Genomic DNA, 25,833 nt, shown 5'->3' on the forward strand with positions numbered 1-25,833 from the left:
GAGTGGTTCAGCAGGTGGGCGGCGCCGATCGCGTCCTGCAGGATCAGAAAGTGCCCAAAGAACTGAGAGCGAGGTTTCTTGAGCAGATGGAGCGCTTTCAGCGGGAGCTGAACAAGCACCCGCCGTCCGACGAACCGCTCCTGTTCACATTTGGCGACTTCAGCGTGTCTGGATGGTCGCGCGGGATCGAGCATACAAGCGAGAACGGCGAGCCGATCGTCATTCTCCGAGTTACGGACGTGTTTCCGTATTGAACGGATGGAGAGCTAGTTGGCCTGGACCCGTGATCATCTGGCGCAACGCGCTGCTAAAGAACTGCGCGACGGCTTTTATGTTAATCTCGGCATCGGCATCCCGACTTTGGTGGCGAACTACATTCCCCAAGGCATGGAAGTCACGCTGCAGTCGGAAAACGGCATGCTGGGCATGGGCCCCTTCCCGTTCGAGGAAGACATCGACGCCGATCTGATTAACGCGGGTAAACAAACCATCACGGCGCTGAAGAAGACGTCTTACTTCTCGTCATCGGACTCGTTCGCCATGATCCGCGGCGGCCACATCGATCTTTCCATCCTCGGCGCCATGGAAGTGAACGAACGCGGCGACCTCGCCAACTGGATGGTGCCCGGCAAGATGGTGAAGGGCATGGGTGGCGCCATGGATCTCGTCGCCGGCGTCAAACGCGTGGTCGTCGTGATGGAGCACACGTCCAAAGACGGCGCTTCGAAGCTGTTGAAGCAGTGCACGCTGCCGCTGACCGGCGTGAACGTGGTTGATCTCGTGATAACCGATCTCGGCGTGTTCGAAATCGACAAGCATGGTTCACAACCAATGAAGCTGCTTCAACTTGCTGACGGCGTGACGCTCGAAGAGATCACGGCGAAGACGGAAGCAACCTTCGTGAACGCATTGCGCTAAGCAACCACTCCCCCGGCTCTCGTCGCCGTGGCGCCTATCGGCAGGGGAGTGGTGCAAGGCCATAAAGTTCTCACACAGATGACCGACAGGTGAAATGGAGCGGCGCCCTGCAGTTTGGCATGAGCTTCCGCGCCAGCGAGCGGCTCACGCTCTCCTCCAGTGTGGATGTCGGCGTCACCGCGGACGCCCCAGACGTCCGGGTTTCCTTCCAAACCCCGTTCCGCTGGTAAGCAAACAGCAAAAAACCCGGCCAAAAGCCGGGCTTTTTCTTTGTGGCGGAGGGAGTGGGATTCGAACCCACGGTGGACTTTCATCCACGCTAGTTTTCAAGACTAGTGCCTTAAACCACTCGGCCATCCCTCCGGAACGGAGCCCGATATCAGCGTGCGGCATTTCCTGCAATGCGACAGCCGAGCATGGTGAACGCGCGTTATTGGTAAAACTGAAAAAAGGATAAAAGCTTACGCGCCCTAAAGACCGGCGCGCGTATTAAGGACGCTATCGCATTCACTGCGTTGGGGTCGTCCTTTGAAATTTCGCCAAGCGTCTCGCGCACTCGCTCTTTCGTGCGCCGGCCTGATCGCCTTCGCGAGCGCCGCCTCCGCGCAGCACGCACCGATCGTGTACGCCGGGCAGGGCAGTGGTTCTGTGTCTGCGGCCACGCCGGCAGAAACCGCGGCGCTCGCCGGCGGTGGTGACAATTCTTATGGCTATGGTTCGACTGCACGCCGCGATCGTCCAGGCGCAGTGATCGATCTGCGCCGTGCGGGCGCTGTGCGCGTCACGCCTGTGGTGTTTCAAGAAGCCGCCGCCGAAGAAGACGACGTTGCCGAAGTCGCGTCGCCCGCTCCGGCCACCGCGCCTGCCGCCGCTGAACCTGCACCGGCGACGGAAGAGGGCGCTCAGCCCTGGCTCGAGCGTGAGCGCGTCGGCCCGCCATACCAGGCGAACGGCCAATGGTATGTTCCGACACCGGAGCCCGGTTACGCGCAAACCGGCACGGCTTCGTGGTACGGTTCGCAATTCCATGGCCAGCGCACCGCCAGCGGCGAAGTGTTCGATCAACAAGCACTCACCGCCGCGCATCCCACGTTGCCGATCCCGAGCCTCGTGCAAGTCACCAATCTCGAAAACGGCCGCGAGGTCATCGTGCGCGTCAACGACCGTGGACCGTTCGTGGGCGAACGCGTGATCGATCTGTCGCGCGGCGCAGCGCAAGCGCTCGACTTCGAAGGCGCTGGCCACGCCCGCGTTCATGTCCGCTACCTCGGCCCGGCGCCGCGCCGCGTTAACGCGGATGGCAGCCAAGCCCCCGCCTCACCGCCCTCACCGCCCTCTGCTGTGCCCGCGCAAGCGGACCAGGAGGAGGGGCCCCGCTCCCTGCTCCCGCCCTCTTCCGGCACTGACCTCGCCGGCGCGCCTGTGGACAACCCGCCCTACGCCGCGCCGCAGCCGGCCTACTCGGCCCCGGTTTCCGGCGGCTATTTCGTCCAAGTCGGCGCCTTCTCCGACCTCTCCAACGCCCACCGCGTCCGCGACACAATAGGGGCGGCGGGTCCGGTGGTTGTGGATGTCCGGCAGACCGCCTCCGGCGCCGAGTTGTTCCGGGTCCGGGTTGGGCCTTACGTCAGCCGCGAGGAGGCCGATGCCGCCCGCCGTACGCTGTCATCGATGGGCTACGGCGAGACCATTGTGGCCTCGCGCTAAACGCCGGTTTGTTGACGTGAAAGCGCCGCGCCGGTCTGCTTAAACACCAAGGCGCAAGACGCGCGGACGATTCGGCGGGACGGAATGAAACTCCAACGCGCGCTCTGCGCGATCACACTAATAGCAGCCATGGCGCTCGCGCCGACCGCGGACGCGCAACGCCGCCGCGTCCGCACACCCGCGCCGCCACCACCGCCTGCCGTCGCCCAGCACGTCACCATCATGGACGGCGCGTCAGGCGCGCTCCTCGACTGCGAGAACTGCAACGAACCGATCCCGCCGGCTTCGATGGCGAAGCTGATGACGGTGCTGGTCGTGCTTGAGGAGCTGCAATCCGGCCGCATCACCTACAACACCCGCTACACCGTCAGCGAATACGCCTGGCGTGAACACGGCGCGATGTCGTCTGGCTCGCATATGTTCTTGCCGATCAACGAAAGCGTTGCGGTGCGTGACTTGATCCAAGGCGCGGTTATCGTCTCCGCCAACGACGCCTGCGTGGTTCTCGCCGAAGGCATCGCTGGCTCCGAAGAAGCCTTCGTCGCGCGCATGAACCGCCGCGCCCGCGAACTCGGCCTTACCACCGCGCGCTTCCGGAACGTCACCGGCCTCGACGATCCCGAACAGCGCATCAGCTCGTCCGACCTCGCGCGTCTCGCTCGCCACCTGATTGTGAATTATCCAGCCTTTTATCGCGTCTACGGCCGGCGCGAGTTCACGTACAACAACCACACGCAGTCGAACCGCAATCCGCTACTCGGCGCCTATCCCGGCGCTGATGGCATGAAGACAGGCCACACCGACGAATCCGGATACGGCCTGATCGGCTCTGCTGTGCTCAATAACGAGCGCCGCATCATTGTATTCAACGGTCTGCCGACAATGGCCGCGCGCAATGCCGAAGCGCAGCGCCTGATGCGTAGCGGCTTCAACGATTTCGCGCTGACCACGCTCGCCGAAGCCGGCGCTGAAGTAGGCCAAGCGCAAGTACGCCTCGGCGGCCGCCGCACCGTGCCGCTGGTGGCGCAGCAGCGCATCGTCATTGGCGGCACACGCGCAGTCCAGGCCGGCCTTACCGCGCACGTCGTCTACGACGGCCCACTCCATCCGCCGATCCGCGAAGGCGCTGAAGTGGCCCATCTCGTGGTGGAGGGGCCGGGATATGAGACGCAGCGGTTCCCGCTGGTCGCTGGACGCAATGTCGGCAAGGCCAACTGGTTCTCCCGCGCCTGGGAAGGCTTGCGCCTGACCTTCTTCGGCCCTTGATAGGGCAATGGGCGCAGGCCGGTTCATCACCCTCGAAGGCGGCGAAGGCACGGGTAAATCCACGCTCGCGCGCGGACTGGCCGAAGCGCTACGCGCTGACGGCCGCGAAGTCCTCGTCACCCGCGAGCCAGGCGGCGCGCCCGGCGCCGACGCCATCCGTGCGCTGCTTGTTAGCGGCGACGCCAATCGCTGGAGCGCCACCGAAGAAGCGCTGCTGTTCGCCGGCGCTCGGTTGAACCATCTCAATCACACCATTCGCCCAGCGATCGCACGCGGGGCCTGGGTGATCTGCGACCGCTACTACGACTCCACACGCGCCTACCAAGTCGCCGCCGGCGGCCTCGATCCAAGCGTGCTCGACACGCTCAACGCATTGATCGATGCGCCCGCGCCCGACCGCACGTTCGTGCTCGATCTCGACGCCAATGCGGGCCTCGCACGCTCGCAAGGCAAACACATGGGCGAAGATCGCTTCGAGAAGAAGGCCGCGGACTTTCACGCTCGCGTTCGCGCGGAATTCCTGGCCATCGCCGAACGCGACCCAAAACGCTGCATCGTCCTCGACGCCAGCAAGCCAGCCGCCGACGTGCTCGCCGCCGCAACGGCAGCGCTATGAAAGCCGAGAAGGCCGCCCCCGAAACTGACAAAGAGCCAGAAGCCCCGCACCCGCGTGAAACGTTCTCGTTCGTCGGCCACGATGCCGAGGAGCAAGCGCTGCGCGACGCACTGCATGGCGCGCGCATGCATCATGCTTGGCTGCTCGCCGGCGCCAAGGGCCTCGGCAAAGCCACGCTCGCCTACCGCTTCGCCCGCATCGCGCTTGGCGCCAAGCAGATCGGCGCACGCCCGCTCGATGTCGATCCCGAAGACCAAGTCGCGCGCCGCATCGCCGCGCAATCGCATCCCGATCTTTTCATCCTGCGCCGCGGCCTCAACGATCGCGGCAAACCACGCCGCGAGATCGCCGTCGACGACGCACGTGAGCTTGGCCAGTTCTTCTCGCTCGCGCCCAGCGAAGGCGGCATGCGCATCGCCATCATCGACGCTGCCGATGATCTGAACAACAACTCCGCCAACGCGATTCTGAAAACGCTGGAAGAGCCGCCCGCGCGCTCCGTCTTGCTGCTCGTCTGCCACGCGCCCGGCGCGATCCTGCCGACGATCCGCTCACGTTGCCGGCGCTTGGCGCTTCGGCCTGTGAGCGACGATCTCGTCCGCCAAGCCCTCGGTGGCGCCAAAGGCGACGACGCGCTGATCGATCTCGCCAAGGGCCGCCCAGGTCGCGCCATCGCGCTCAAAGCCCAAGGCCTCGACGCCGGCAGCGCCGATCTGCGCCGCGCGCCGGCGTCGATCGCGCGTGGCGAAGCCGCGTCCGTACTCAATCCGCTCTACGATCAGATGAGCGGCGAACCGTTCGAGCGCCTCGCGGCCGTACTCGAACTCGCGGAAGAATGGACGAGGGCGCAGGGGGCAGGCGAGGGCGGTGAGCCGTGGGCGGAAGCCTGGTCGCAACTCGAAACGCTCCGCACCGAAGCCGAGGGCCTCGACATGGATCCGCGCCACGCGCTCGCCCGCGCTGTCGGCGTGCTTGATCGCGCAGCAGCGGCGCGGCGATGACGTTGCTGATCGACAGCCACGTGAACCTGCATCACCACGCGTTCGCGGAAGATCGCGAGCAGGTGATCCAACGCGCACGCGAGGCCGGCGTCGGCCGCATGATCACGATTTGCGATAAGATCGAAAACTTCGCCGACGTCATCGCCATCGCCGAACAACACGACGACATCTACGCCAGCATCGGCGCGCATCCGCACTACGCCAAGGATCACCTCGATCTCACGGCGGAGAAACTCATCGAACTCGGCCGCCACGAGAGGGTGGTCGGAGTAGGGGAAACCGGCCTCGATCAGCACTACAAGTTCAGCCCCCTCGAAGATCAGGTCGCCGTTTTCCGCGCCCACGCAAAAGCCGCCCACGCGCTCGGCAAAACGCTGATCATCCACACCCGCGAAGCGGATGCCGCCATGGCGGAGCTGCTGGAGGAGGAGGCGGGAAGAGGGCCCCTACGCATCCTCATGCACTGTTACACGAGCGGCCCAGAACTGGCCCAGCGCGCGCTCAAAATCGGCGCGTACTTTTCGTTCTCCGGCATCATGACATTCAAGAACGCCAACGACGTCCGCGCCATCGCGCGGGAAGCGCCTTTGGACCGCGTCATCGTCGAGACCGATTGCCCATATCTGGCCCCTATTCCTTACCGCGGCCGGCGCTGCGAACCGATGCATGTGCGCGAGGTGCAAAGCGCGTTCGCTGAGTTGCGCGGCCTCTCGGAATCCGAGTGCAGCGCCCTGCTCGCCGATAACTTCTTCCGTCTGTTTCCAAGCATCCCACGTGTGGCGTCATGATGAGGCGCCGCTCTCGGCAGGTTGGAGCGCGGGCCTCCGGCCCGCATATTTCCGTCGCGCCAGATGATGTCCTTGAGTTGGCGCATAGTGCATGCGGGCCGGAGGCCCGCGCTCCAACCTGTGGAGGTCGCGAGTGAGCACGTTGCGCGTCACCGTGCTGGGCTGTGGCTCCTCCGGCGGCGTCCCGCGCGCCACTGGCGACTGGGGCGTGTGCGATCCGAACGAGCCGAAGAACCGCCGCACGCGCTGCGGGCTGTTGCTGCAGAAGTGGAGCGGGGCGCCCGCCAGCGCGGAGGAGGCGACCACCGTCCTCATCGACACCGCACCGGAACTCCGCCAGCAGCTCGCGGCCGCCGGCGCAGCCAGGCTCGACGCCGTCATCCTCAGCCACGACCACGCTGACCAGACCAACGGCTTCGACGACGTCCGCGCCTTCTTCATCAAGCAGCGCGCGACCATCCCAGTCTGGCTCGACGCCCACACGCGCGAAACGTTCATGCGCCGCTTCGGCTACACCTTCATCTCGGACACCGGCTATCCCGCCATCGTCCGCGAAGCCGGGCGCATCACGCCGCTCACGCCGATCGTCACCGACGGCCCAGGCGGGCCGCTGGAGATCCTGCCGCTCGATCAAGACCACGGCTTCAGCCGCTCGCTCGGTTTCCGCGCCGGCCCCGTGGGCTACTCGAACGATCTCGTCGCCATGCCCGAGGAAAGCTTCGCTGAACTCGATGGCCTCGCGCTCTGGATCGTCGACGCACTGCGCGACCGCCCGCATCCCACGCACGCGCACGTCGCGCGCAGCCTCGAATGGATCGCGCGCCTCAAGCCCGCGCACGCGCTGCTGACGAACATGCACATCGACTTGGACTACGCCGCGCTGAAGGCGAGGCTGCCGGCCGGCGTCGAACCAGCCTACGATGGCTGGGCTGGCGATTACGATATAAGCGAGTAGCGAATGGTGAGTAGCGAATAGGGATTTTGAATGACGATTACATCGTATCGCGACCTTAAAATCTGGCAGTTGGCGATTGATCTCGCTGAGGCGGCCTATTCGATCACGCGCGACTTCCCAAACTCCGAACTCTACGGGCTGACGTCTCAAATGCGGCGCGCGGCCGTATCGATTGCGGCCAACATTGCAGAAGGTCACGGTCGCGAAACGACCGGCGCTTTCATCCAATTTCTGCGCATTGCTCAAGGCCCACTCAAAGAGCTAGAGACCCATCTCATCATTGCCCGGCGTCTCGACCTCACGTCGTCCGACGACTCTGGCAAACTGCTTGGTCAGTGTGACGAGCTTGGGAGAATGGTGCGAGGGCTCATCCGATCTCTTCAGGAGAAGGAGGCTGCGGCGTGAGCCTACTCGCCATTCGCTATTCGCTACTCACGGATTGCTCATAATCTATCTTATGCGAGAACTGTATGCCTGGCCAAGCTGCTGATAAGGCGATGGAAAAGAGCGCTGAGACCCTCTCCCGCAATGCCGCCGCTACTCAGGCCGTGCTCGATGTGATGGCGCGGCTGCGCGATCCGCAGCGCGGCTGTCCGTGGGATATCGAGCAGACTTTCGCGACCATCGCGCCGTACACGATCGAGGAGGCCTACGAGGTCGCCGACGCGATCGATCGCAACGATCTGAAAGCGCTCAAGGAAGAACTGGGCGACCTCCTCTTCCAAGTCGCCTTCCACGCCCGCATGGCCGAGGAGCAAGGCGCGTTCGATTTCGCCGACGTCGCCCAGGCGCTCGCCGACAAGATGATCGAGCGCCATCCGCATGTGTTCGGTGAAAAGGTTGAGCGTACGGCGGAGGAGCAGACGGCGGCCTGGGAGACGCTGAAGGCCGAGAAGCGCGCCGCCAGCGGCGCCTCGCTGCTGCACGACGTGCCCATGGCCCTGCCCGCCCTCATGCGCGCCGAGAAGCTCACCAAGCGCGCCGCGCGCATCAACTTCGATTGGCCGACGCCTGAGCCCGTGCTGGAGAAGCTCGAAGAAGAATTGGCCGAACTGAAGGAGGCGCGCGCCAGCGGCGATCAAGAGCACATTGCCGAAGAGATGGGCGACATCCTCTTCGTCATGGCCAACCTCGCCCGCAAGCTGAAGGTCGACCCCGAAGAAGCCCTCCGCCGCGCCAACGCCAAGTTCACGCGGCGGTTTCAGTACATCGAGACGAAGCTCGCGGAAGCGGGCCGCACCGGCCCACAGCCGCTGGACGACATGGAAGCGCTTTGGCTTGAGGCTAAGCGGGCTGAGAAGAGATAGCGCTATGGACTGGAGCAAAGTGGCTTACGCGCTCGGCATTGTCGTTCTCATCGCCTGGATCGCGTTTTCCACTTGGATTGCCATCTTGTCGCCGCTCTACACCGTAGGCGGGGCCGATGCTGGATGGTGGCTCGTTGGCTTTCACTGGCTCGGAGCGATCTTGGCTGGCGTAGCCTTGGCGCTGACGCTGAAGCTCCGCAAAGCCAGACGCCTAACGGCGGTGCTATTGCGTGGTTGACCGCGCCGCTGAGCTACGTCGCATGGCTAGGGTTTTATGGGCTCTACAACGCTGTCCTGTTGCCCGGTGGCGGCACCGTAGGCATGCCGGTCTAGAAACGCGATCTATCCCACACCTCCGCCCCAAAATTCCGCGCACAATCAACGCTCGGCACAAAATCTATCCCACACCCGCAAACCCGCGCGATAATGCGCTCGTCCCTCGCACGGGAGGTTCATGGGCTAGCCGAGCCACACGAGCGCGAGGGACGGGATCGAGCGTGAGAAAAACGCGGATCGCGCGCCCCGTCCTCCCATTTGCGGAGGCCACAATGATGCGAACACGGAAACGCCGCGCGTTGTCCGAACGAGACGCGCTAGGCCAGTTCAAGCACCGTGAAGCGAGGCTCACCCCAATCGAACCGCCAACGATCGTGCTTGTAGGGGCAGACGGAAGTCGCAGTCTCGAGCGGAACGTCGAAAACAAAATCAACACCGGGCTCTTGGCCGTCATGCTGATCTTGCTCCTTTAGTAGTCGCTCCCTGACCTGCGCAAAGGCGGCCGGTGGCGTTCCAGTTACCTCAATGTGCCGAAGGTCTTGTTGAGCGTCGTGGAGTATCGCCCATTTTTGTTGCCCCCTTTCGTACCCGTAGGACACGGCAACCATCACACCTTCGTGCACTTGGCACGCCACCACTTCGCAATTCTCCGACAGTCTCGCCAAGCGATCCTCTGAGGCGAACGAGAAGTCGTTGGCGAACAAGGCGAACCAGCCGCCTGGAATTTCGGCTCCTGAGAAAGGCGCCTCGTTCGCTTCATCAGGCTCGCGCGTATCCACGGCGTTCAGCGAGCGCAGGGCATCTTCCTTGCTCAGGCCCCTGAATCCGATCCAAGAGATTTTGAATCCCAAAGCCGGTCCCTACCTCTTCAACGCCCCAAACGGCACGACCTTGTTCTCGACATCGTGTCCAATGTCCGCGCGTCCCAGATACGCAATGCCAGCCTTGGCGCACCAATAGCGCGCGATTTCTTCTTCGTTGGCGCCGAACGGCTTGTCGTTCTCCGGCACATCGGAGACGCGCCCGAGCTTAATCCCCTTCACGCTCCGCACATTGGCGGAGGAGGTAATCTGGAAGAGGGCGCGGTCTAGCCGGTAGAGGTACTCCCCCACATCCTCCAGCATCAGCACGTGGCCTTCGAGATTTGGCTCCAGCGACGTGCCCATGATCGACTGCAGCACCGCGATGTTGAACGCAGCGGTTTTACCGTCGAACATCACCCCGAGTTCAACGCTCTCAGGGGAGCGGTCGATCAACCAAGAGAGCGCCCTCTTCACCGCGCCCTCGCCGCCTGTTCGCGTCAGGTCCACCGGGATCGGCCCGTGCGCCACGTTGGCGTAACCGCGCGCGTACAAGCCACCGAGGATCGCGCCGTTGTCGCTGTAGCCGAGATAGGTCTTGGTGCGCGACGCGCCGTTGAGCTGCGCCAGCGCCGCTTCAGCGATCCTGCACGCGCCGTAGCCGCCGCGTGCGAACCAGATCGCGTCCAGCGCCGGTTCGTTGGCGTATTCCACAAACGCTTTGAGCCGCGCGTCATCATCGCCGGCGAAATGGCCCGCGCTCAGGAAACATTGCGGGTGAACAACAATCTCCGGCGCGCGGTCGAGAAAATGGTCCGTCGCGAACGCTTTCAGTCGCTCGGCCAAGTCCCGGTCGATGCGCGTGCCGGGCGCGACAACGCCGATGCGGATCGATGGGGCCATTCTGCGTTCGCATCCTTGCCGGTGGCCGGCGTTTCTCTTCATAACGGGAGCCCATGAGTCCGGCCAAATCCTATTTCATGAGCGGCATCGGCGGCTCCGGCATGCTGCCGCTGGCGTTGATCCTGCGCGGCAAAGGCGTGACGGTCGCCGGTTCCGACCGTTCACTTGATCAAGGCCGCTTGGGCGCGAAGTTCGAATACCTGAAAGCCCAAGGCATCGCCCTCTTCCCGCAAGACGGCTCCGGCATCACCAGCGCCGACCAGATCCTGGTGCGCTCGGCCGCCGTGGAAGACACCGTGGGCGACGTCGTCGCCGCCAAGCGCGTCGGCGCAGAAGATTTGAAGCGCCCCCAGCTGCTTGCAGAGCTGTTCAACGCCGCACCCGTGCGCATCGGCGTCGCCGGCACCAGCGGCAAGAGCACGACCACCGGCATGATCGCTTGGCTGCTCTACCGCGCCGGCCGCGATCCCACGGTGATGAACGGCGCCGTGATGAAAAACTTCGTCACGCCGGACGCCCTATTCGCCAGCGCGCTCGTCGGCAAAGGCGATGCGTTTGTGTCTGAGGTCGATGAGAGCGACGGTTCGATCGCCCGCTACGAACCCACCATCGCCGTCGTCAACAACATCGCGCTCGACCACAAGAGCATGGACGAGCTGCGCGAACTCTTCACTGGCTTCGTCAACAAGGCCGAAATCGCCGTGCTCAATCTCGACAACGAGGAGACGGCACACCTCGTGATCAAGGCGCGCGGCCGCACTCGAACCTACTCACTGCGCTCCGGTCTCGCCGATCTGCACTGCCCCGCCATCCGCCCAGCGCCCGACGGCATCTCGTTCGACGTGCTGGAGAAAGACACCCGCGACACCGCCAGCGTCGAACTCAGCGTTCCCGGCGAACACAACGTCGCCAACGCGCTCGCCGCGCTCTCAGTTGCGCGTGCGTACGGCCTGTCGCTCAAAGAAGCCGCCGAAGCGCTGAAAGGCTTCTCCGGCACCAAGCGCCGTCTCGAAGTCGTCGGCAAAGCCAACAGCGTCACCGTCATCGACGACTTCGCGCACAACCCCGACAAGATCACTGCCACGCTGGCCACGCTGCACGCGTTCCCCGGCCGCCTGCTGATTATGTTTCAGCCGCACGGCTTTGGCCCGCTGCGGCTGATGAAAAACGAGTTCATCGAGACCTTCGCCAAGCACATGGCCAGTGACGACGTCCTGATCATGCCTGACCCCGTCTATTACGGCGGCACCACCGACCGCAGCGTCACCAGCGAACACATCGTCGCCGGCGTCCGCGCCCGTGGCCTCGAAGCCATGGCCTTCGCCGAACGCAACGCCTGCGGCGACAAACTGATTGAACTGGCCGAACCCGGCGATCGCATCGTGGTGATGGGTGCGCGAGACGATACGCTTTCAGTGTTCGCGGCGGAGTTGGTTGAAAGACTGTTGCGCCGATAATTCTTTCGTCATCCTGGGGCTCGCGAAGCGAGAGCCCAGGACCCAGGGGATCGTCGAACTGAGTGGTTGCCCCTGGGTCCTGGGCTCGCACTGACGTGCGCCCCAGGATGACGAATGTGTCCCCTACTCGGCCGCCGGCCGGATTTCTTCGGGCAGGGGCTCCAACGGTGCAAACCGCGCCGCATCTTCCACCAGCAGCTCAGCGCGCAACGTGATCGCGCCGGCATCGTCGCTGGATTCCTCGAGAATGCGCCCAGCCGACGCGATTTGCGCGCGCAAACGGCCGGCATCGTCTGGCGACAAGGTGAGGGTGATGACGCGCGTCGCCGAGAAGGCGGCGCGGTCGATCACCGCGAGTAGGGCGTCCATGCCCTCCCCCGTCTCGGCCGAGATCGCAACAGGGGGCAGGGCGCCCTGCCCACCTCCTTCCGCCGCCACGCTCGCCCGCCGCATACGGCCCGCGCGCGTGGCTTCGTCAAGCAGATCGATCTTATTCCACGCCTCAAGCACCGGCGGCGATTTCCCGCCGGCATCCTTCGCCAATTGCGAAAGCACCGCGAGGACATCGGCTTTCTGCTTGTCGGTGTCCGGATGCGAGATATCGCGCACATGGATCAGCAGATCGGCTTCGGTCACCGCTTCAAGCGTCGCGCGGAAGCTCTCAACCAGCTCGTGCGGCAGATCGGAGATGAAGCCGACGGTGTCGCTCATGATTACTGCGCGCCCGCTCGGCAGCTTCACTTGTCGGGCAGTCGGATCGAGCGTGGCGAACAGCATGTCCTTCGCCAACACGCCAGCCTGCGTCAGCCGATTGAACAGCGTCGACTTCCCGGCGTTGGTGTAACCCACCAGCACAACAGCCGGCAGACCAGCCCGCGAACGCGCACGCCGCTGCAGCCCACGCGTACGGCGCACGTCCTCAAGCTCGCGCTTCAAGCGGATGATGCGGTCAGCAATGATGCGGCGATCGAGTTCGATCTGCGTTTCACCAGGGCCGCCCGTCTTACCGAGACCACCGCGTTGGCGTTCCAAATGCGTCCACGTCCGCACCAGCCGCGAACGCTCGTAGCCTTGGCGCGCCAGCTCGACCTGCAGTTTGCCTTCCTTGGTCTTCGCACGAAGGCCGAAGATTTCGAGGATGAGACCCGTGCGGTCGATCACCTTTGAGCCAATGTCGGTCTCAAGATTGCGCTGCTGCACCGGCGAGAGCGCGCCATCTATGACCACAACGCCGGCGCCGAGCTCTTCAGTCTGATCCTTCAGCCGCTCAACGCGCCCCGAGCCGAAGTACGTACGCGGGCTGATCTGCCGGAGCGGCGCCGCTTCTGCGGCCGCCACATCGAGCCCCAGCGCCTGCGCTAGGCCGACGGCCTCAAGCAACCGTGCTTCGCCGTCGCGTACGCTCTCTTGCGCGCTCGCAAGCGGGCGCAGCACGATGGCTCGGTTGATATCCTTCGGTGGTGGCGTTTCAGGCGTCGGCTTCATCTGCCGCTTTGTCGATCTCGTAGAGCTGGACCGGAGCGCCCGGCATGATGGTCGAGATCGCGTGCTTGTAAACAAGCTGTACTTGGCCGTCGCGGCGCAACAACACACAGAAATTGTCGAACCAGGTAACGACCCCTTGGAGTTTGACGCCATTGACCAGGAAGATCGTGAGTGGCGTCTTGGCCTTGCGGACGGCGTTGAGAAACGTGTCCTGAAGGTTCTGCTTCTTGTCCATGGCGAGCCCCATGCAAAAGTTTTATGGCGCCGCGTCGAACCGCGCGGCTGGAGGCGAGCTATAAGGGGCGTTGGCGCCGGCGACAACCGAAACGCGAATGAGGACGCCGTTGACGGCTCAGGCGCCCAAATAGGCGGCGCGTAGTGCACGCGCTACCGGTCCAGGCCAGCCTTTGCCGATCTTAGCGCCGTCAATAGCAGTTACTGGAACCGCCGGATTGCTCGCTGCGCTGATGAACGCTTCCTGCGCGGCCTTGGCCTCCTCGATCGTGAACGGCGTCTCGGACACAGTCATTTGATGTTCGCGCGCGATCCGGAGCAGCACCGCGCGCGTCACGCCGTGCAGCAGATCGTGCGAGAGGCCGCGCGTACGGATGCGGTTCTCAGCATCCACGATGAAGGCCGTCGATGACGTGCCTTCGGTGACAAAGCCGTCTTCATCCACAAACCAAGCCTCGAAGGCCCCCGCCTCTTTCGCCGCTTGGCGCGCCAGCACATTCGGGAGGAGGTTGACCGACTTGATGTCACGCCGTGCCCAACGCGTCTCGGGCACGCTGATGACTTTGACGCCAAGTTCGGCGCGCTTGGCGATCGCGCGGCGATCGAGGTTCTTGGCGGTGATGACCATGGTTGGCTTCACGCTGGCCGGCGGAAACACGTGGTCGCGGTTGGCCACGCCTCGGCTCATTTGCAGGTAGACGATGCCGTCGCGCACGCGGTTGCGGCGCATCACTTCGTGGATCACGAGAATCAACGCCGTCTCTGACATCGGCGCTGCAATGCGCAGTTCTTCGAGCGAGCGCTTGAACCGCGCCAGGTGTTCGACGGCGTCGTAGAGCCGGCCGTCGCGCACGGCCCAGACTTCGTAGATCGAATCCGCGAACTGGAAGCCGCGGTCCTGAATCGAGATCGCCGCCTGCGCCAGCGGCACGTATGCGCCGTTGACGTAAGCGACGCGGCTCATTCGGCGCCGTCGTGTCCGTTGCGGCCCGGCGCTTCAACGCCGAGCGATTTCAACTTCCGGTGCAGCGCGGAACGCTCCATGCCGATGAAGGCCGCCGTGCGCGAAATATTGCCGCCAAAACGCGTGATCTGAACGTTCAGATACTCACGCTCAAACCGCTCACGCGCATCCCGCAAGGAAAGGCCGATGACTTCCTGCAAGCCGTCGCGCTTCGACCCCGAAGACGGCCAGGCATCAGCTGGGAGCGAATCCACCGTCACCGGCGTATTGATGTCGCCCGTGGCCAGGATGAGGATGCGTTCGATCACGTTACGAAGCTGTCGTACGTTGCCTGGCCAATCCGCCGCCTGCAGAGCCGCCAGCGCATCTTCGCCAATCTGCCGCGCCGGCACGCCGGACATGCCCGCGAGACGGCCAACGAAGTAGCCCGCGAGGTCCGGAATATCCTCGCGGCGCTCCGCCAAACCCGGCGCGCGCAATGGCACGACGTTCAGGCGGTGAAACAGGTCTTCGCGGAAGCGGCCTTGCTCGATGTCGCCACGCAGTTCGCGCGAGGTGGACGAGACGACGCGCACATTCACTTGCACGTCCTGCGCGCCGCCAAGGCGTTTGAAGCGCTGCTCCACCAGAACGCGCAGGATTTTGGATTGCGTCTCAAGCGGCATGTCGCCGACTTCATCGAGAAACAGCGTGCCGCCATGCGCCTGCTCGAACACGCCGATCTTGCTCGGGCGGCCATTGGCCTCCTCGCCGAATATCTCGCTCTCCATCCGCTCCGGCGCGATCGAAGCAGCGTTGATCGCCACGAACGGTCCGCCACGCGCGCTGCGCTCGTGCAGTAGCCGCGCCACTAGCTCTTTACCCGATCCAGCGGGGCCAGCGATCAGCACGCGCGAATTGGTTTGGGCGACGCGATCGATGGAGCTTCTCAACGCGCCCATGATTGCGGACGAACCGATCAGATCATCCGCGCCAGAGGATTTTGCGCGCAGCGCCGTGTTCTCGCGCTTCAGCTTCGATGTCTCCAGCGCGCGCTGCACGACCAGCAACAGGCGATCCGCCGTGAACGGCTTCTCGACAAAATCGTAGGCGCCCTTGCGGATCGCGGCGACCGCCGTTTCGATCGTGCCGTGGCCCGAGATGACCACCACCGGCAGATCTGCGTCGATCTCCTTCAGCATCGTCAGCAGTTCGAGGCCGTCGATGCGGCTGCCTTGCAGCCAGATATCCAGCACCACCATCGCTGGACTACGCCGGCGCAACGCATCGAGCGCCTCGTCGCTGTCGCGCGCGGTGCGCACTTGATGGCCGTCATCTTCGAGAATCCCCGAAACGAGATCGCGGATGTCGGCTTCGTCGTCGATGACGAGGATGTCTGAGGACATGTTCATGCTCCTGCGCCGTGTTCTGACGGCGCCTCGGGCGGCTCTTCGCCGCGCTTGGGAAGGACAAATCGAACGACGGCGCCTGGCCCCGGTCCAGGCGCGTCGCCCAGCTCAATCAACCCCCCGTGGTCTTCAACGATACGCGCAACGATGGCGAGCCCCAGCCCGTGACCCTTCGCGCGCGTGGTGACGTACGGTTCGATCAGGCGATGACGATCCTTCTCCGGAAAGCCCAAGCCGTTATCGATCACTTCAAACTGCACGCCAAAATCGAGATCGCGCAGACGGAGCAGCACGAACCCATCCTTTGGCTCGCCATCACGCGCCCGGCGCGCTTGCACGCTTTCAGCGGCGTTCTTGATCAGGTTCAGCAGCGCTTGCGAGATCAACCGCTCGTCGCTGACCAGCCCGATCGGCTGATCCACGCCCTCGACCTCAACGCGCACATCCGCAAACGCCAAACGCTGCCCGAACACCGTTGAACGCGCGATGTCGCTCATGTCCGAGAACGCCATGCGCGGCGTCGGCATCCGCGCGAACGACGAGAATTCATCGACCATCCGGCCGATGTCGGCGACCTGACGCAGGATCGTGTCCGTGCACTTCAAGAAGGTGTCGGGATCGGATTTGATCTCGCTCGCGTACTTTTTGCGCAAACGCTCGGCCGAGAGCTGGATCGGCGTCAGCGGGTTCTTGATCTCATGCGCAATGCGGCGCGCCACGTCTTTCCACGCTTCCTGACGCTGCGCCGAGATGAGCTTAGTCATGTCGTCGAACGTCAGCACGAGGCCACCTTCCGCGTCGGGGCTCATGCGCACGCTCAGATTCACCGAACCGCCTTCGCGCACAAGATCGACGCGTTGAGATGCCGTCTCCCCTGTCGGGGCAGGTTGGTTCAGCAACTCAGAGAATTCCGGCGCCACGTCGATCAAACGCCGGCCAACAAGCTGCGCTTCTTCCAGGCTCAGCAACTGCGCAGCGCTCCGGTTCGTCGCCGTGATGCGCCCGTTCGCGTCGAGACCCATCACGCCGGCGCTGACGCCGCCCAGCACGGCTTCTATGAAGCTTCGGCGTGTTTCGGCGTCCTCCTGCGCGGTCACCAAATCGCGCCGTTGCGTCTCAAGTTGCGCTGTCATGCGATTGAATGCGGCGCCCAGCGCATCAATCTCATCGCGCTCTTCGCCAATCGCGACGCGCGCTTTCAGATCGCCGGATGCAACCCGACGCGCCGCGCCCACCAAGCGCCCGATAGGCTCGGCCACGCGTGTTGCGCTGGTCAATCCCACCCAGCCTGCAGCCAACAACACGATCAGGGCGGTGCAAACGTAAGCCAGCCCAAAGAGGCCGCGCAGCGAACTCTGCTGCAGGCGCGCCGCGCGATAATCTTCGACCGATTCATCAAACGCACGAAGCTGCGTGACCAGACCGGGCTCGATCGCCTTGGACACATAGACGTACGCGTTGTCGTAATCCGCGAGCCGATAGAGCGCGACAAGACGGTCGTTCTCCTGGTCAAACCGCAGCGACACCGAACCTTGGTCCGCCGCCGCGAACGCTTCGCGCGACGGCGGCTGCGCAGTGGCCGTGTCCGTGAAAGCGCCGCCCGCAAGCACACGGCCCGTGCCGTCGATCACGCGCGACGATGTCAGCTCTCGCCGCTGCGCTTGCAGCTGCAGGAACGCTTCGTAGCGCGTCGGATCTTCGGTCATGCCGCGCCGCGCGGCGTTCAAGTCCTCGGCCATGGCCTGAACTTCATCGCCCAGATTGCCGGACGCGAGATCGACGTAAGCGCGGCCGACGTCCGCCGCGTTCTCGATCGTGCTTTCGACACGCAAGCTGAACCAACGCTCAACACCTTGGCTGAAGGTGAAGCCCAGAAACGCAGCGACGATGATCGCCGGCGCCAAAGCCGCGAGGCTGAACAAAGTAACGAAGCGCACGTGCAAACGCGCGCCAGTCGCCGCGGCGCGCCATGCGGCGGCGACGCGGATTAGCCGATGCGCGAGAATGCCGCCCAGACCCACGCCAATGACGAGGCTCGCGATTAACAGCGTGCGGATCAGATTGTTGGCGTCGCCCGCCAGGCCTTCACCCAGCAACAGCATCACCGTCGCGGCGGCCGTTAGGACGCCGGCGATGATCAGCCCGCCGATAAAGATCAGCGAGCTTCTGCTCTGCGGTTGATCGCTGAGAACGGCGACTTCTGCCGGCTCTCCAGCGGTAAGCGGAAGCACCATGGCCGGGGGATCCCATGTTGCAAGATGGCAACATGGTGTTGAACCAATATCACGCTGGCGTCAATCGCCGCGCCCAGTTTGGAGTCCGAGGGTCTGGATCTTCTTCCGGAGCGTATTCCGGTTGATCCCCAGCACGGCGGCGGCGCGGATTTGGTTGCCGCGGGTGGCCGATAGCGCCTGCAGGATCAAAGGCCGTTCGACCTCCGCCAACAGGCGATCGTAAAGGCCCGCCTGCGGAAGACCAGGGCTGGCAGCAGCGAATTCACCGGCGAGCCGGCGCGATACTGCGCTCTCGAAGTCGTCAGTCACTTCGCCCGTCTGCACTTCTTCACGCGCGGCCTGACCAAGCTCTTCGCCAATCTCGCGCGCTGTGATGACCGACGCGGGGCTTAGTGCAGCGGCGCGCCGAAGCAGATTCTCGAGTTCGCGCACGTTACCCGGGAAGCTGTGCGCCTTCAGCCGCTCGATTGCGGCGTTGTCGATGGATTTCTCCGGCAGGCCTTCGCGCTTGGCGCGCAACAGAAACGCGCGCGCCAGATCGTCGACGTCATCGAGGCGATCGCGCAGCGGCGGCACGCGGATGGCGACGACGTTCAGCCGATAGAACAGGTCCTGCCGAAACGCCCCTTGCCGCGAGAGGGCCGCCAAGCTGCGCTGCGCCGCCGCGATGATACGCACGTTCGGACGCGCGTTGGGATCATCAGCATGCAACAGGCCAGCAAGACGCGTCTGCGCTTCGCTCGGAAGTTCGTCGAGATCTTCGAGAAAGAGCGTGCCGCTTTGCGCTCGCGCAAATGCGCCGGACGAACCGAACAGATCTTGGTCGATTTGCGCGGGCGCCGCGCCGGCGAGGCTGACCGTAATGAATGGGTGGGCCGCGCGGCGGCCGTGTTCGTGGATCGCACGGGCAACGCGCTCTTTGCCAGTGCCGCTCTCCCCTTCGATCAGGACAGTCAGATCGGTGCCCGCGACGCGCGCCATCACGCGATAAACGTCCTGCATCGCCGCTGAGCGCCCGATCAGCGGCAAGCGCTCTTCCTTTTGCGCCTTGGTTGTTTGCGCGCGCGTTTTTGCATCCGGAGCGCCCGAGAGCGCGCGTTTTACCGCCGCCATCAGCACGTCGAGATCGAACGGCTTCGGCACATAATCGTAAGCGCCGGCGCCGGCGGCTGAGAGCGCTGTCGCCACCGTCGACTGCGCGCTCATGACGATGAATGGCAAGCTAGGGCGCGCCTGGCGCATGCCGGGCAGCGCGTCGAACACGCATTCGTCGCCCATATAGACGTCGCTCAGAACCAGATCGCCTTCGCCCTCGCGCACCCATTTTGCCAGCGTCGCAACGTTGCCTGTGGCGCGCACGTTGTAGCCTTCCTTACCGAGCGCTTGGCTCAACACGAAACGCAGCGATGAATCGTCATCCGCCAGGAGAATACGTGCGCTCATGGTGTGTCTTCCGGATCGATGGGGAGGAGGATTTTGAACGCGGTACGTCCAGGTTCGCTGTCGACCTCGATGCGCCCGTCATGGCGCGCAACGATGTCGGCCGAGACGGTGAGGCCAAGGCCCATGCCGTTGGGCTTGGTCGTGGCGAACGCCTCGAACAGGCGATCAGCGACCTCGGGATCGAGGCCTGGACCGTTGTCGACGATCTGTACTTCAAGCTGTGCGCGCGCAGCACCGCTGGCGGCAGAGCGGAATTTTACACCCGGGCGATACGACGTGCTGATGGCGATCTCGCCGTCGGCCTGGCCAGCGACCGCTTCAGCGGCGTTCTTGGCAATGTTCAAAAAAGCCTGGATCAGCTGATCCAAATCGCCACGCACCAGAGGCAAACTCGGATCGTAGCGCTCGCGGATCATCACGTCCGGCGCGCTTGAGCCCACCAGTTTGCGTACACGATCCAACGCTTCGTGAATGTTGAAGGGCTCAAACCGCGGTGGCTCGAATGCGCCAAACGGATCGATACGATCAGTTAGACGATGGATGCGATCCACTTCATCGCAAATCAACTTTGCCAGCTCCGATGATTCCGCATCATCGTTGCGCGAGATCAGCTGCGCGGCGGCGCGAATGCCAGCGAGCGGGTTGCGCACCTCGTGTGCGAGCGTGCGCGCAGCGGAATGCCCAGCAACCGGCGGCGTTGCGCGCGGACGCGGCGGCCGCGTCAGCACCAGCGCGATGTAGCCATTCTCCCCCACCGGGGCGGCGGCCACTGTCGCGCGGCCAAGCGCGAAGCCCGGGCCAACCAACGCAACGTCCGCTTCCGCGACGCCGGTTGTACCCGTCAGCACACGCCGCGCCAACGCAGTCATCGGCGCATCGGGGCCAAAGATTTCATCGAGCCGCCGGCCGAGTAGCCCTCGGCCAACGCCGGCAAGCAGTTCAGCAGCGGCAGCGTTTACAAACCGAATGCGTTCGCCGGCATCGATGCCGATCACCGGCGCCGGCAGCGCCTCTAACCAACGCTCCGCATCGGGCTGTGTCGCCCGCAACGGCAAGGGACGGACGACGCGGTCATTCATGCTGCGGCTGCCAAGTCAGGCGCTTCGAACAGCGCGATCAACGCCTCGCGCACTTTGCGCGGGTCCTCCAGCATGCAGACTTGCTTGCGGGTCTCCCGCGCCGCTGCGCCGAAAACGGCGTCGATGCTCCAAGCAATGTGCTTGCGCGCGACGCGGACGCCATGCGCGCCGTCATAGAACGCGAGCGAATCTTCGTAGAGCGCCAGTAGGCTTCGCAGCAGCCGATCCGGCGCAGGCGCGCTGACTTCTCCGCCATCGCGCAGCGCGCGCTCGATCGCCGCCGGAAGCCAAGGCTTGCCTTGCGCCGCACGCCCAATCATTACGCCGGCCGCGCCCGAGAGCGTCAGCGCTTCGCGGGCGTCCGCTGCGGTGGCGATATCACCGTTTGCAATCACCGGAATGCTCACAGCGTCGACGGTCGGCTTGATCGCCGCCCAGTTCGCCGTCCCGCGAAAGAACTCCGCGCGCGTGCGGCCGTGGATCGTCAGCATGCGCACGCCGGCGTCTTCGGCGCGCTTTGCCAGTTCTGGTGCATTCAAGCTCGACGCATCCCATCCCAGTCGCATCTTCAGCGTCACTGGCAACCGCGTCGCGCCCACGGTCGCTTCAATCAAGCGCAGCGCATGATCTGGGTCGCGCATCAGCGCCGAACCGCAGAGTCCGCTCGTCACGCTCTTGGCGGGACAGCCCATGTTGATGTCGATGATGTCGGCGCCTGCGGCTTCCGCGAGCCGAGCGCCCTCAGCCATCCAGCGCGTTTCACGTCCGGCGAGCTGGATCACAAGCGGCTTGATCACGCCGGCGCCAGCGGCGCGGCGCACCATGTCGATCCGCTCGCGTGCGAGCTGATCCGACGCCACCATCTCCGAGACGCAGTAGGCGCCGCCGAACGTTTTGACCTGGCGACGAAACGGGATGTCCGTCACCCCGGCCATCGGGGCGAGCGAGACAAGCGGCGGAATTTCGTTCACATCGAACATCGACGCCCCGTTTGACCTGGAGCTTAAGGCGCCTAAAAAGCGGGCGCCAAGGGTTTTATGCTGCGATGCAACAAGTTCGCGCCGGTTTCCCCAATCCATGAAGGCGGCGGCGCTCATTGTAGCGGCGGGCCGGGGCGAGCGGCTAGGCAGTGATACTCCTAAGCAATACAGGCGCTTACGTGGGCGCCCGGTGCTGTCATGGTCCGTGGAAGCAGTGGCTGCGGCGGGCATCGAACAAATCGTCATCGCGATCGCGCCCGAGCATGCCGAACTATGCCGCAACGCAACCAAGGGTGGGCCGGCGGTTCGCATCGTCGAAGGTGGCGCCAGCCGAACGGCGTCGGTGCGGGCGGGATTGGCGGCCATCGCGGACGCCGAGGCGATCCTTATCCACGACGCCGCCCGCCCGGGTCTCTCCCCTTCCACCGTCACCGCACTGCTCGCTGCGCTCGCTAGCGCCGACGGCGCCGCGCCGGCGCTGCCGGTCGCGGATTCACTCCGTCGCATCGATGCGGATCGGCGCGTGATTGGCGAAGTCGAACGCGACGGGCTGATGCGCGTGCAGACGCCGCAAGCCTTCCGCGCCGACATGTTGCGTGCCGCTTACGCGGCGCTTGGCGATCAGGTCATGAGTGATGATCTCGCAGTCGTGCGCGCGGGTGGCGGACGCTGCGTGCTCATCCTGGGCGATCCGCGCTTGATGAAGCTGACATACGCGGAGGACTTCGCTGTGCTGGATCGTTTGATGGGTGAGCGCGTCACCTGCGTTGGTAATGGCATCGACGCGCATCGCTTTGGGCCTGGCGAGTTTGTCACGCTCTGCGGCGTACGTATTCCGCATGACAAGGGCCTCGTTGGCCATTCCGATGCCGACGCCGGTTGGCACGCGCTGGTTGACGCCATTCTCGGCGCGCTCGGCGAAGGCGATATCGGCGCGCACTTTCCGCCCAGCGATCCGCAATGGAAAGGCGCTGATAGCGAGCGTTTCCTCCGCCACGCCGTGCAGCTGGCGGACGCCGCAGGCGCGCGCATTCTCCACGTCGACGTCACGCTGATCTGCGAGAAGCCCAAGATCGGCCCGCACCGCGACGCGATGCGGCAGCGCACGGCTGCGGTGCTTGGTCTGCCACTTGAGCGCGTGAGCGTGAAGGCGACCACCACAGAGCGCATGGGCTTTCTCGGCCGCGAAGAAGGCCTTGCCGCTCAAGCTACCGCGACGCTCGATCGTCCGCTTTAGGGCGCGGCCGGCGCCGTCTGTTCTGGCGCGGCCGCCGCCGGCTGCTCTTCCTGGATTGGCACGCCCGGGCATCCGGGCGATTGCCAAATTCGGCACTCTTCAACCGAACGCCCACGATCGCCGATCGGCAGGCCCTCCCACAGCGCGCGCGGCATGTTGATATAGTCGTCGGTCCAGGGGCGTCCAGGCGGCGCCTGGAAGTCGCGCCAATCGCCGCTTGGCAGCGCCAATGTCGAGAGCACCATCGGGTCGCGCGCGACAATCATCACGCTCGCGGCAAGACCGCCATAGAACGACACGTAAGGCTGCTCGAAGCGGTCACTCAGCCTGTAGAGCGTCGGCGCGTGAAGCGACGCCGCCACGCGCGCGGCTTCCGACACCAACGCCAGATTGCGGTTCGAGAGGTGGAGCACAACGATGCCCGTCGGCTTCACCTTGCGCAGATAGAGCGCAATTGCTTCGCGTGTCAGCAGATGCGCCGGGATTGCGTCGGATGAGAATGCATCGACGACGATGACGTCATAAGCCGCATCCGGCTCCTCCGCGATCTGCAGACGCGCATCGCCTAGCTCCACACGCGCGTGAGGCTGACATTCCGGCACATAGGTGAAGTCGCCACCAGGCATCGCCGACAAGCGCACCACGGCGGGGTCGATCTCGAAGATCGTCAGCGTGTCGCTCTCACGCATCAAGCACGCAGTAGAGCCGGCGCCGAGGCCGATCAGCGCCAGGCTCGACGGTTCATTCGTGCTCAGGCCCGCGACAATGGCTTCGCCCAGCGCCGTGCGCGGATTGTAGTAGGTCAGCGGTTGGCGCGTGAGACCTGGTGCGGCGATTTGCGCGCCGTGGATCGTGGTGCCATGCATCAGAATACGCACCGGCGGCACGCGTGGATCTTCGCTGTCAGTGATTTCACGCGTCCTCAGCACGCCGAAGAAGCTGCGTTCTTGCGTAATGATGCGCCCGTTGCGGGCGTCGTCGAGAAAGATCATCACGAACGCAATCAGCACGATCGAGGCGAGCACGTAGGGCGCGCCGCGATTGAGGAAGATCGCGAGGCCGCAAAACAAGAGCCCGACGATGATGAGCGCTTGGGGGCTGTCCATTTTGGCGCCCAGGAGAATGAGCATCAGCAGCAGAATGGCGCTGGGCATCGCAGCGCCCAGCGCGAAATCGCCAATGCGCCTGCCGTCACGCCGCGGCTGGATGGTGCCGTGAACGGCAAAGACGATGATCATGAAGCTGGTGATCGTGAGCAGGATGCCCCACGGCGAGACGAAATCGAGCTGCGGGCTTCCCTCCACCACTGTGCGCGAGATCGCGGTTTCGACGTTGAACGCGATCCAGATCACCACGGCGGCGTGGGCGACGCCTGTGCCAAGAAAGCCGTACCGATAGAGCGCCGGCTTCTCGTCGTCGCTCCAGCCGGCGGCGATCATCGCCGCTGCGGCGCCGAGAGCGCCGATGATGAGCACGGTCTCCAACGGGTTCTGCGTCATCAGCAGCACTGCCATCACACCCATCGTCACCGCCGCCGCGAACGACGCGTCGCTGAGGCGCGGCATGTCCGAGTCAACACGCGGCCGGAACAGGCAAGCGGCGGCCATCGCCAGCGGGAATTCGTAGACGTTGTTGAAGATGAGCGGCGCGACGAACGCCGCGAAAGCGCCGCCGATGACGCCGCCCAACGAGACGTAGAGATAGAACTCCGTCAGCCGATCGGCGCTCGGGCGCGAACGCGAAAGCGCCAAATGGCAAATCAACGCGCTGAAGAAGAAGCCGGCGAGGATAAGCGAAATCGAAAATATCCAATTTCCGGAGGCGAAGTACATCGCCACCATGCAGGCAAGCGCCAATGGATGGACCAGCAGCGTCCCTGCATCCATCCGCTCGCTGCCCTTCATGAAAGCGAGCACGAACGTGGCCAGATAGAGCGCGAGCGGGATCACCCATAGCATTGGCGCTGAAGCAACGTCGGTGGAGATGTGCAGCGTCACACCGAGCGAGAGCGCCGATGGCACCGCGGCTGCGGCGATCCAGTAGCCGCGTTCGCGCCATGTCGGCGCTGGGGCCGTGTGTTCGAGCGGCTTGGGGTCGGGCCCGTGCGCTGAGATCGCAATGGCCGCCGCGACGATGATCAGCGCGCCGACGCCGATGTACGCCGCGGTCCAAGCTACACTCTGCGCTTGGGCGCCGAGCAGCGGCTCAATCAGGATCGGGTACGCGAGCAGCCCGCCGAAGCTGCCGAGATTGCTGGCTGCATAGAGATAGTAGGGATCGCCCGCGTCTTCGCGGCCAGTGCGGGCGAACCAGGATTGCAGCAGCGGCGCTGTTGCGGAGGCCGCCGCGAACGGCGCGCCGACTGAGAGCGTAAGCACACCGAGCAACCACATCGCCGGGTGCTCGGAGTCCGGTGGGCCGATCGCGGTGCTGACATGGATCGGCAGCACAAACCACGCGCCCGCCAACACCACCACGTGAATGGCCGCCTGCACGCGCAGGTCAGTCACGCGCTGTAACAGGTGCGCGTAGAGATAGCCGACCAGCAGCGCGCCCTGGAAGAACGCCATCGAGGCGTTCCAGACTTGTGGGCTGCCGCCCAACAGCGGCGTGACCATGCGGCCGAACAGCGGCTGCAGCACGAAGATGAGGGCGGCGCTGGAGAACAGCGCCAGCGCAAATACGGGCGCTGCGGCGCGGCGCGCTAAGGCTTGCATGCTCTCTCCCCTCGGTCCGGCCCGGTCTGCCATTGGCTTCGATTCAGGGGAATGGACTTTTTCCAGCTGCGCGCGTTA

The 25,833-nt window shown here is 64.4% G+C and carries 25 protein-coding genes and 1 tRNA gene; 14 read left to right on the top strand and 12 right to left on the bottom strand.

Going from position 1 to position 25,833, the window contains the following annotated elements:
• The first annotated feature begins 14 nt into the window (after positions 1-14).
• The 3 genes from DSM104635_RS09735 to DSM104635_RS09745 all read left to right on the top strand — a co-directional run bounded on the left by DSM104635_RS09735 (position 15) and on the right by DSM104635_RS09745 (position 1,148).
• The gene (locus DSM104635_RS09735) at positions 15-254 is read left to right on the top strand and encodes a hypothetical protein (protein ID WP_158766013.1); all 240 of its coding nucleotides are present in this window, start codon (positions 15-17) and stop codon (positions 252-254) included.
• Positions 255-270: 16 nt separating this feature from the next.
• Positions 271-918: a 3-oxoacid CoA-transferase subunit B gene (locus tag DSM104635_RS09740; RefSeq protein WP_158766014.1), complete on the top strand. Its 648-nt coding sequence runs from the start codon at positions 271-273 to the stop codon at positions 916-918.
• Positions 919-1,007: 89 nt separating this feature from the next.
• Positions 1,008-1,148 carry a hypothetical protein gene (locus tag DSM104635_RS09745; RefSeq protein ID WP_158766015.1) on the top strand — a complete coding sequence of 47 codons (141 nt, stop codon included), beginning with the start codon at positions 1,008-1,010 and terminating at the stop codon, positions 1,146-1,148.
• Between the two features lie 43 nt (positions 1,149-1,191).
• On the opposite strand, the gene DSM104635_RS09750 is transcribed toward DSM104635_RS09745, so the two are convergent.
• Positions 1,192-1,281: transfer RNA gene (locus DSM104635_RS09750), tRNA-Ser, on the bottom strand.
• 165 nt (positions 1,282-1,446) lie between these two features.
• Between DSM104635_RS09750 and DSM104635_RS09755 the strand changes: the two genes are divergently transcribed.
• The 9 genes from DSM104635_RS09755 to DSM104635_RS09795 all read left to right on the top strand — a co-directional run bounded on the left by DSM104635_RS09755 (position 1,447) and on the right by DSM104635_RS09795 (position 8,796).
• Positions 1,447-2,625 (top strand): septal ring lytic transglycosylase RlpA family protein, encoded by a 1,179-nt coding sequence (locus DSM104635_RS09755; protein WP_158766016.1) that lies wholly within the window; start codon positions 1,447-1,449, stop codon positions 2,623-2,625.
• Positions 2,626-2,709: 84 nt separating this feature from the next.
• Positions 2,710-3,891 carry a D-alanyl-D-alanine carboxypeptidase family protein gene (locus DSM104635_RS09760; protein WP_158766017.1) on the top strand — a complete coding sequence of 394 codons (1,182 nt, stop codon included), beginning with the start codon at positions 2,710-2,712 and terminating at the stop codon, positions 3,889-3,891.
• A gap of 7 nt (positions 3,892-3,898) precedes the next feature.
• Positions 3,899-4,507 (top strand): dTMP kinase, encoded by a 609-nt coding sequence (gene tmk / locus DSM104635_RS09765; RefSeq protein WP_158766018.1) that lies wholly within the window; start codon positions 3,899-3,901, stop codon positions 4,505-4,507.
• Complete coding sequence (locus tag DSM104635_RS09770; protein ID WP_158766019.1) at positions 4,504-5,508, top strand: DNA polymerase III subunit delta'; 1,005 nt, start codon at positions 4,504-4,506, stop codon at positions 5,506-5,508. Before tmk ends, DSM104635_RS09770 begins: the two co-directional genes overlap by 4 nt.
• Positions 5,509-5,510: 2 nt before the next feature.
• Positions 5,511-6,296, top strand: a complete 786-nt coding sequence (locus tag DSM104635_RS09775) for a TatD family hydrolase (protein ID WP_187448182.1) — start codon at positions 5,511-5,513, stop codon at positions 6,294-6,296.
• 133 nt (positions 6,297-6,429) lie between these two features.
• Complete coding sequence (locus tag DSM104635_RS09780) at positions 6,430-7,251, top strand: MBL fold metallo-hydrolase (protein ID WP_228446009.1); 822 nt, start codon at positions 6,430-6,432, stop codon at positions 7,249-7,251.
• A gap of 30 nt (positions 7,252-7,281) precedes the next feature.
• Complete coding sequence (locus tag DSM104635_RS09785; protein WP_158766022.1) at positions 7,282-7,656, top strand: four helix bundle protein; 375 nt, start codon at positions 7,282-7,284, stop codon at positions 7,654-7,656.
• A gap of 92 nt (positions 7,657-7,748) precedes the next feature.
• Positions 7,749-8,558 (top strand): nucleoside triphosphate pyrophosphohydrolase, encoded by an 810-nt coding sequence (gene mazG, locus DSM104635_RS09790; protein WP_158768056.1) that lies wholly within the window; start codon positions 7,749-7,751, stop codon positions 8,556-8,558.
• Positions 8,559-8,562: 4 nt separating this feature from the next.
• A complete protein-coding gene (locus tag DSM104635_RS09795; RefSeq protein WP_158766023.1) occupies positions 8,563-8,796 on the top strand; it encodes a hypothetical protein in 234 nt (77 codons plus the stop codon).
• A 355-nt stretch (positions 8,797-9,151) separates the two neighbouring features.
• On the opposite strand, the gene DSM104635_RS09800 is transcribed toward DSM104635_RS09795, so the two are convergent.
• Positions 9,152-9,685, bottom strand: a complete 534-nt coding sequence (locus DSM104635_RS09800; RefSeq protein WP_158766024.1) for a hypothetical protein — start codon at positions 9,683-9,685, stop codon at positions 9,152-9,154.
• 9 nt (positions 9,686-9,694) lie between these two features.
• The gene (locus DSM104635_RS09805) at positions 9,695-10,537 is read right to left on the bottom strand and encodes an LD-carboxypeptidase (RefSeq protein ID WP_187448178.1); all 843 of its coding nucleotides are present in this window, start codon (positions 10,535-10,537) and stop codon (positions 9,695-9,697) included.
• Positions 10,538-10,590: 53 nt separating this feature from the next.
• Between DSM104635_RS09805 and DSM104635_RS09810 the strand changes: the two genes are divergently transcribed.
• On the top strand, positions 10,591-11,994 hold the full coding sequence (locus DSM104635_RS09810) for a UDP-N-acetylmuramate--L-alanine ligase (protein WP_158766025.1): 1,404 nt from the start codon (positions 10,591-10,593) through the stop codon (positions 11,992-11,994).
• 123 nt (positions 11,995-12,117) lie between these two features.
• On the opposite strand, the gene hflX is transcribed toward DSM104635_RS09810, so the two are convergent.
• From hflX to dusB, 8 genes are all read right to left on the bottom strand, one after another.
• Entirely contained in the window at positions 12,118-13,479 is a 1,362-nt protein-coding gene (gene hflX, locus DSM104635_RS09815) for a GTPase HflX (protein ID WP_158766026.1), read from the bottom strand.
• Positions 13,463-13,726: an RNA chaperone Hfq gene (hfq, locus tag DSM104635_RS09820; protein WP_158766027.1), complete on the bottom strand. Its 264-nt coding sequence runs from the start codon at positions 13,724-13,726 to the stop codon at positions 13,463-13,465. The genes hflX and hfq overlap by 17 nt, the downstream gene beginning before the upstream one ends.
• Before the next feature lie 105 nt (positions 13,727-13,831).
• Entirely contained in the window at positions 13,832-14,677 is an 846-nt protein-coding gene (locus DSM104635_RS09825; RefSeq protein ID WP_158766028.1) for a D-amino-acid transaminase, read from the bottom strand.
• Positions 14,674-16,062, bottom strand: a complete 1,389-nt coding sequence (ntrX, locus tag DSM104635_RS09830; protein WP_158766029.1) for a nitrogen assimilation response regulator NtrX — start codon at positions 16,060-16,062, stop codon at positions 14,674-14,676. The genes DSM104635_RS09825 and ntrX overlap by 4 nt, the downstream gene beginning before the upstream one ends.
• A gap of 2 nt (positions 16,063-16,064) precedes the next feature.
• Positions 16,065-18,299: a sensor histidine kinase NtrY-like gene (locus tag DSM104635_RS09835; RefSeq protein ID WP_158766030.1), complete on the bottom strand. Its 2,235-nt coding sequence runs from the start codon at positions 18,297-18,299 to the stop codon at positions 16,065-16,067.
• Positions 18,300-18,359: 60 nt separating this feature from the next.
• Complete coding sequence (locus tag DSM104635_RS09840; protein ID WP_158766031.1) at positions 18,360-19,742, bottom strand: sigma-54-dependent transcriptional regulator; 1,383 nt, start codon at positions 19,740-19,742, stop codon at positions 18,360-18,362.
• Positions 19,739-20,821, bottom strand: coding sequence for a two-component system sensor histidine kinase NtrB (locus DSM104635_RS09845; protein ID WP_158766032.1), 1,083 nt, complete (start codon positions 20,819-20,821; stop codon positions 19,739-19,741). Before DSM104635_RS09845 ends, DSM104635_RS09840 begins: the two co-directional genes overlap by 4 nt.
• Entirely contained in the window at positions 20,818-21,801 is a 984-nt protein-coding gene (gene dusB / locus DSM104635_RS09850; RefSeq protein ID WP_158766033.1) for a tRNA dihydrouridine synthase DusB, read from the bottom strand. The genes DSM104635_RS09845 and dusB overlap by 4 nt, the downstream gene beginning before the upstream one ends.
• A 97-nt stretch (positions 21,802-21,898) precedes the next feature.
• Between dusB and DSM104635_RS09855 the strand changes: the two genes are divergently transcribed.
• Positions 21,899-23,038: a bifunctional 2-C-methyl-D-erythritol 4-phosphate cytidylyltransferase/2-C-methyl-D-erythritol 2,4-cyclodiphosphate synthase gene (locus DSM104635_RS09855; RefSeq protein ID WP_158766034.1), complete on the top strand. Its 1,140-nt coding sequence runs from the start codon at positions 21,899-21,901 to the stop codon at positions 23,036-23,038.
• Here DSM104635_RS09855 and DSM104635_RS09860 read toward each other — a convergent pair.
• Positions 23,035-25,755: a fused MFS/spermidine synthase gene (locus tag DSM104635_RS09860; RefSeq protein WP_158766035.1), complete on the bottom strand. Its 2,721-nt coding sequence runs from the start codon at positions 25,753-25,755 to the stop codon at positions 23,035-23,037. The two genes, DSM104635_RS09855 and DSM104635_RS09860, sit on opposite strands and share 4 nt — an antisense overlap.
• Between the last annotated feature and the right edge of the window lie 78 nt (positions 25,756-25,833).

The sequence above is a fragment of the Terricaulis silvestris genome (genome assembly GCF_009792355.1).
In the GTDB taxonomy this organism is placed as follows: Bacteria; Pseudomonadota; Alphaproteobacteria; order Caulobacterales; family Aquidulcibacteraceae; genus Vitreimonas; species Vitreimonas silvestris.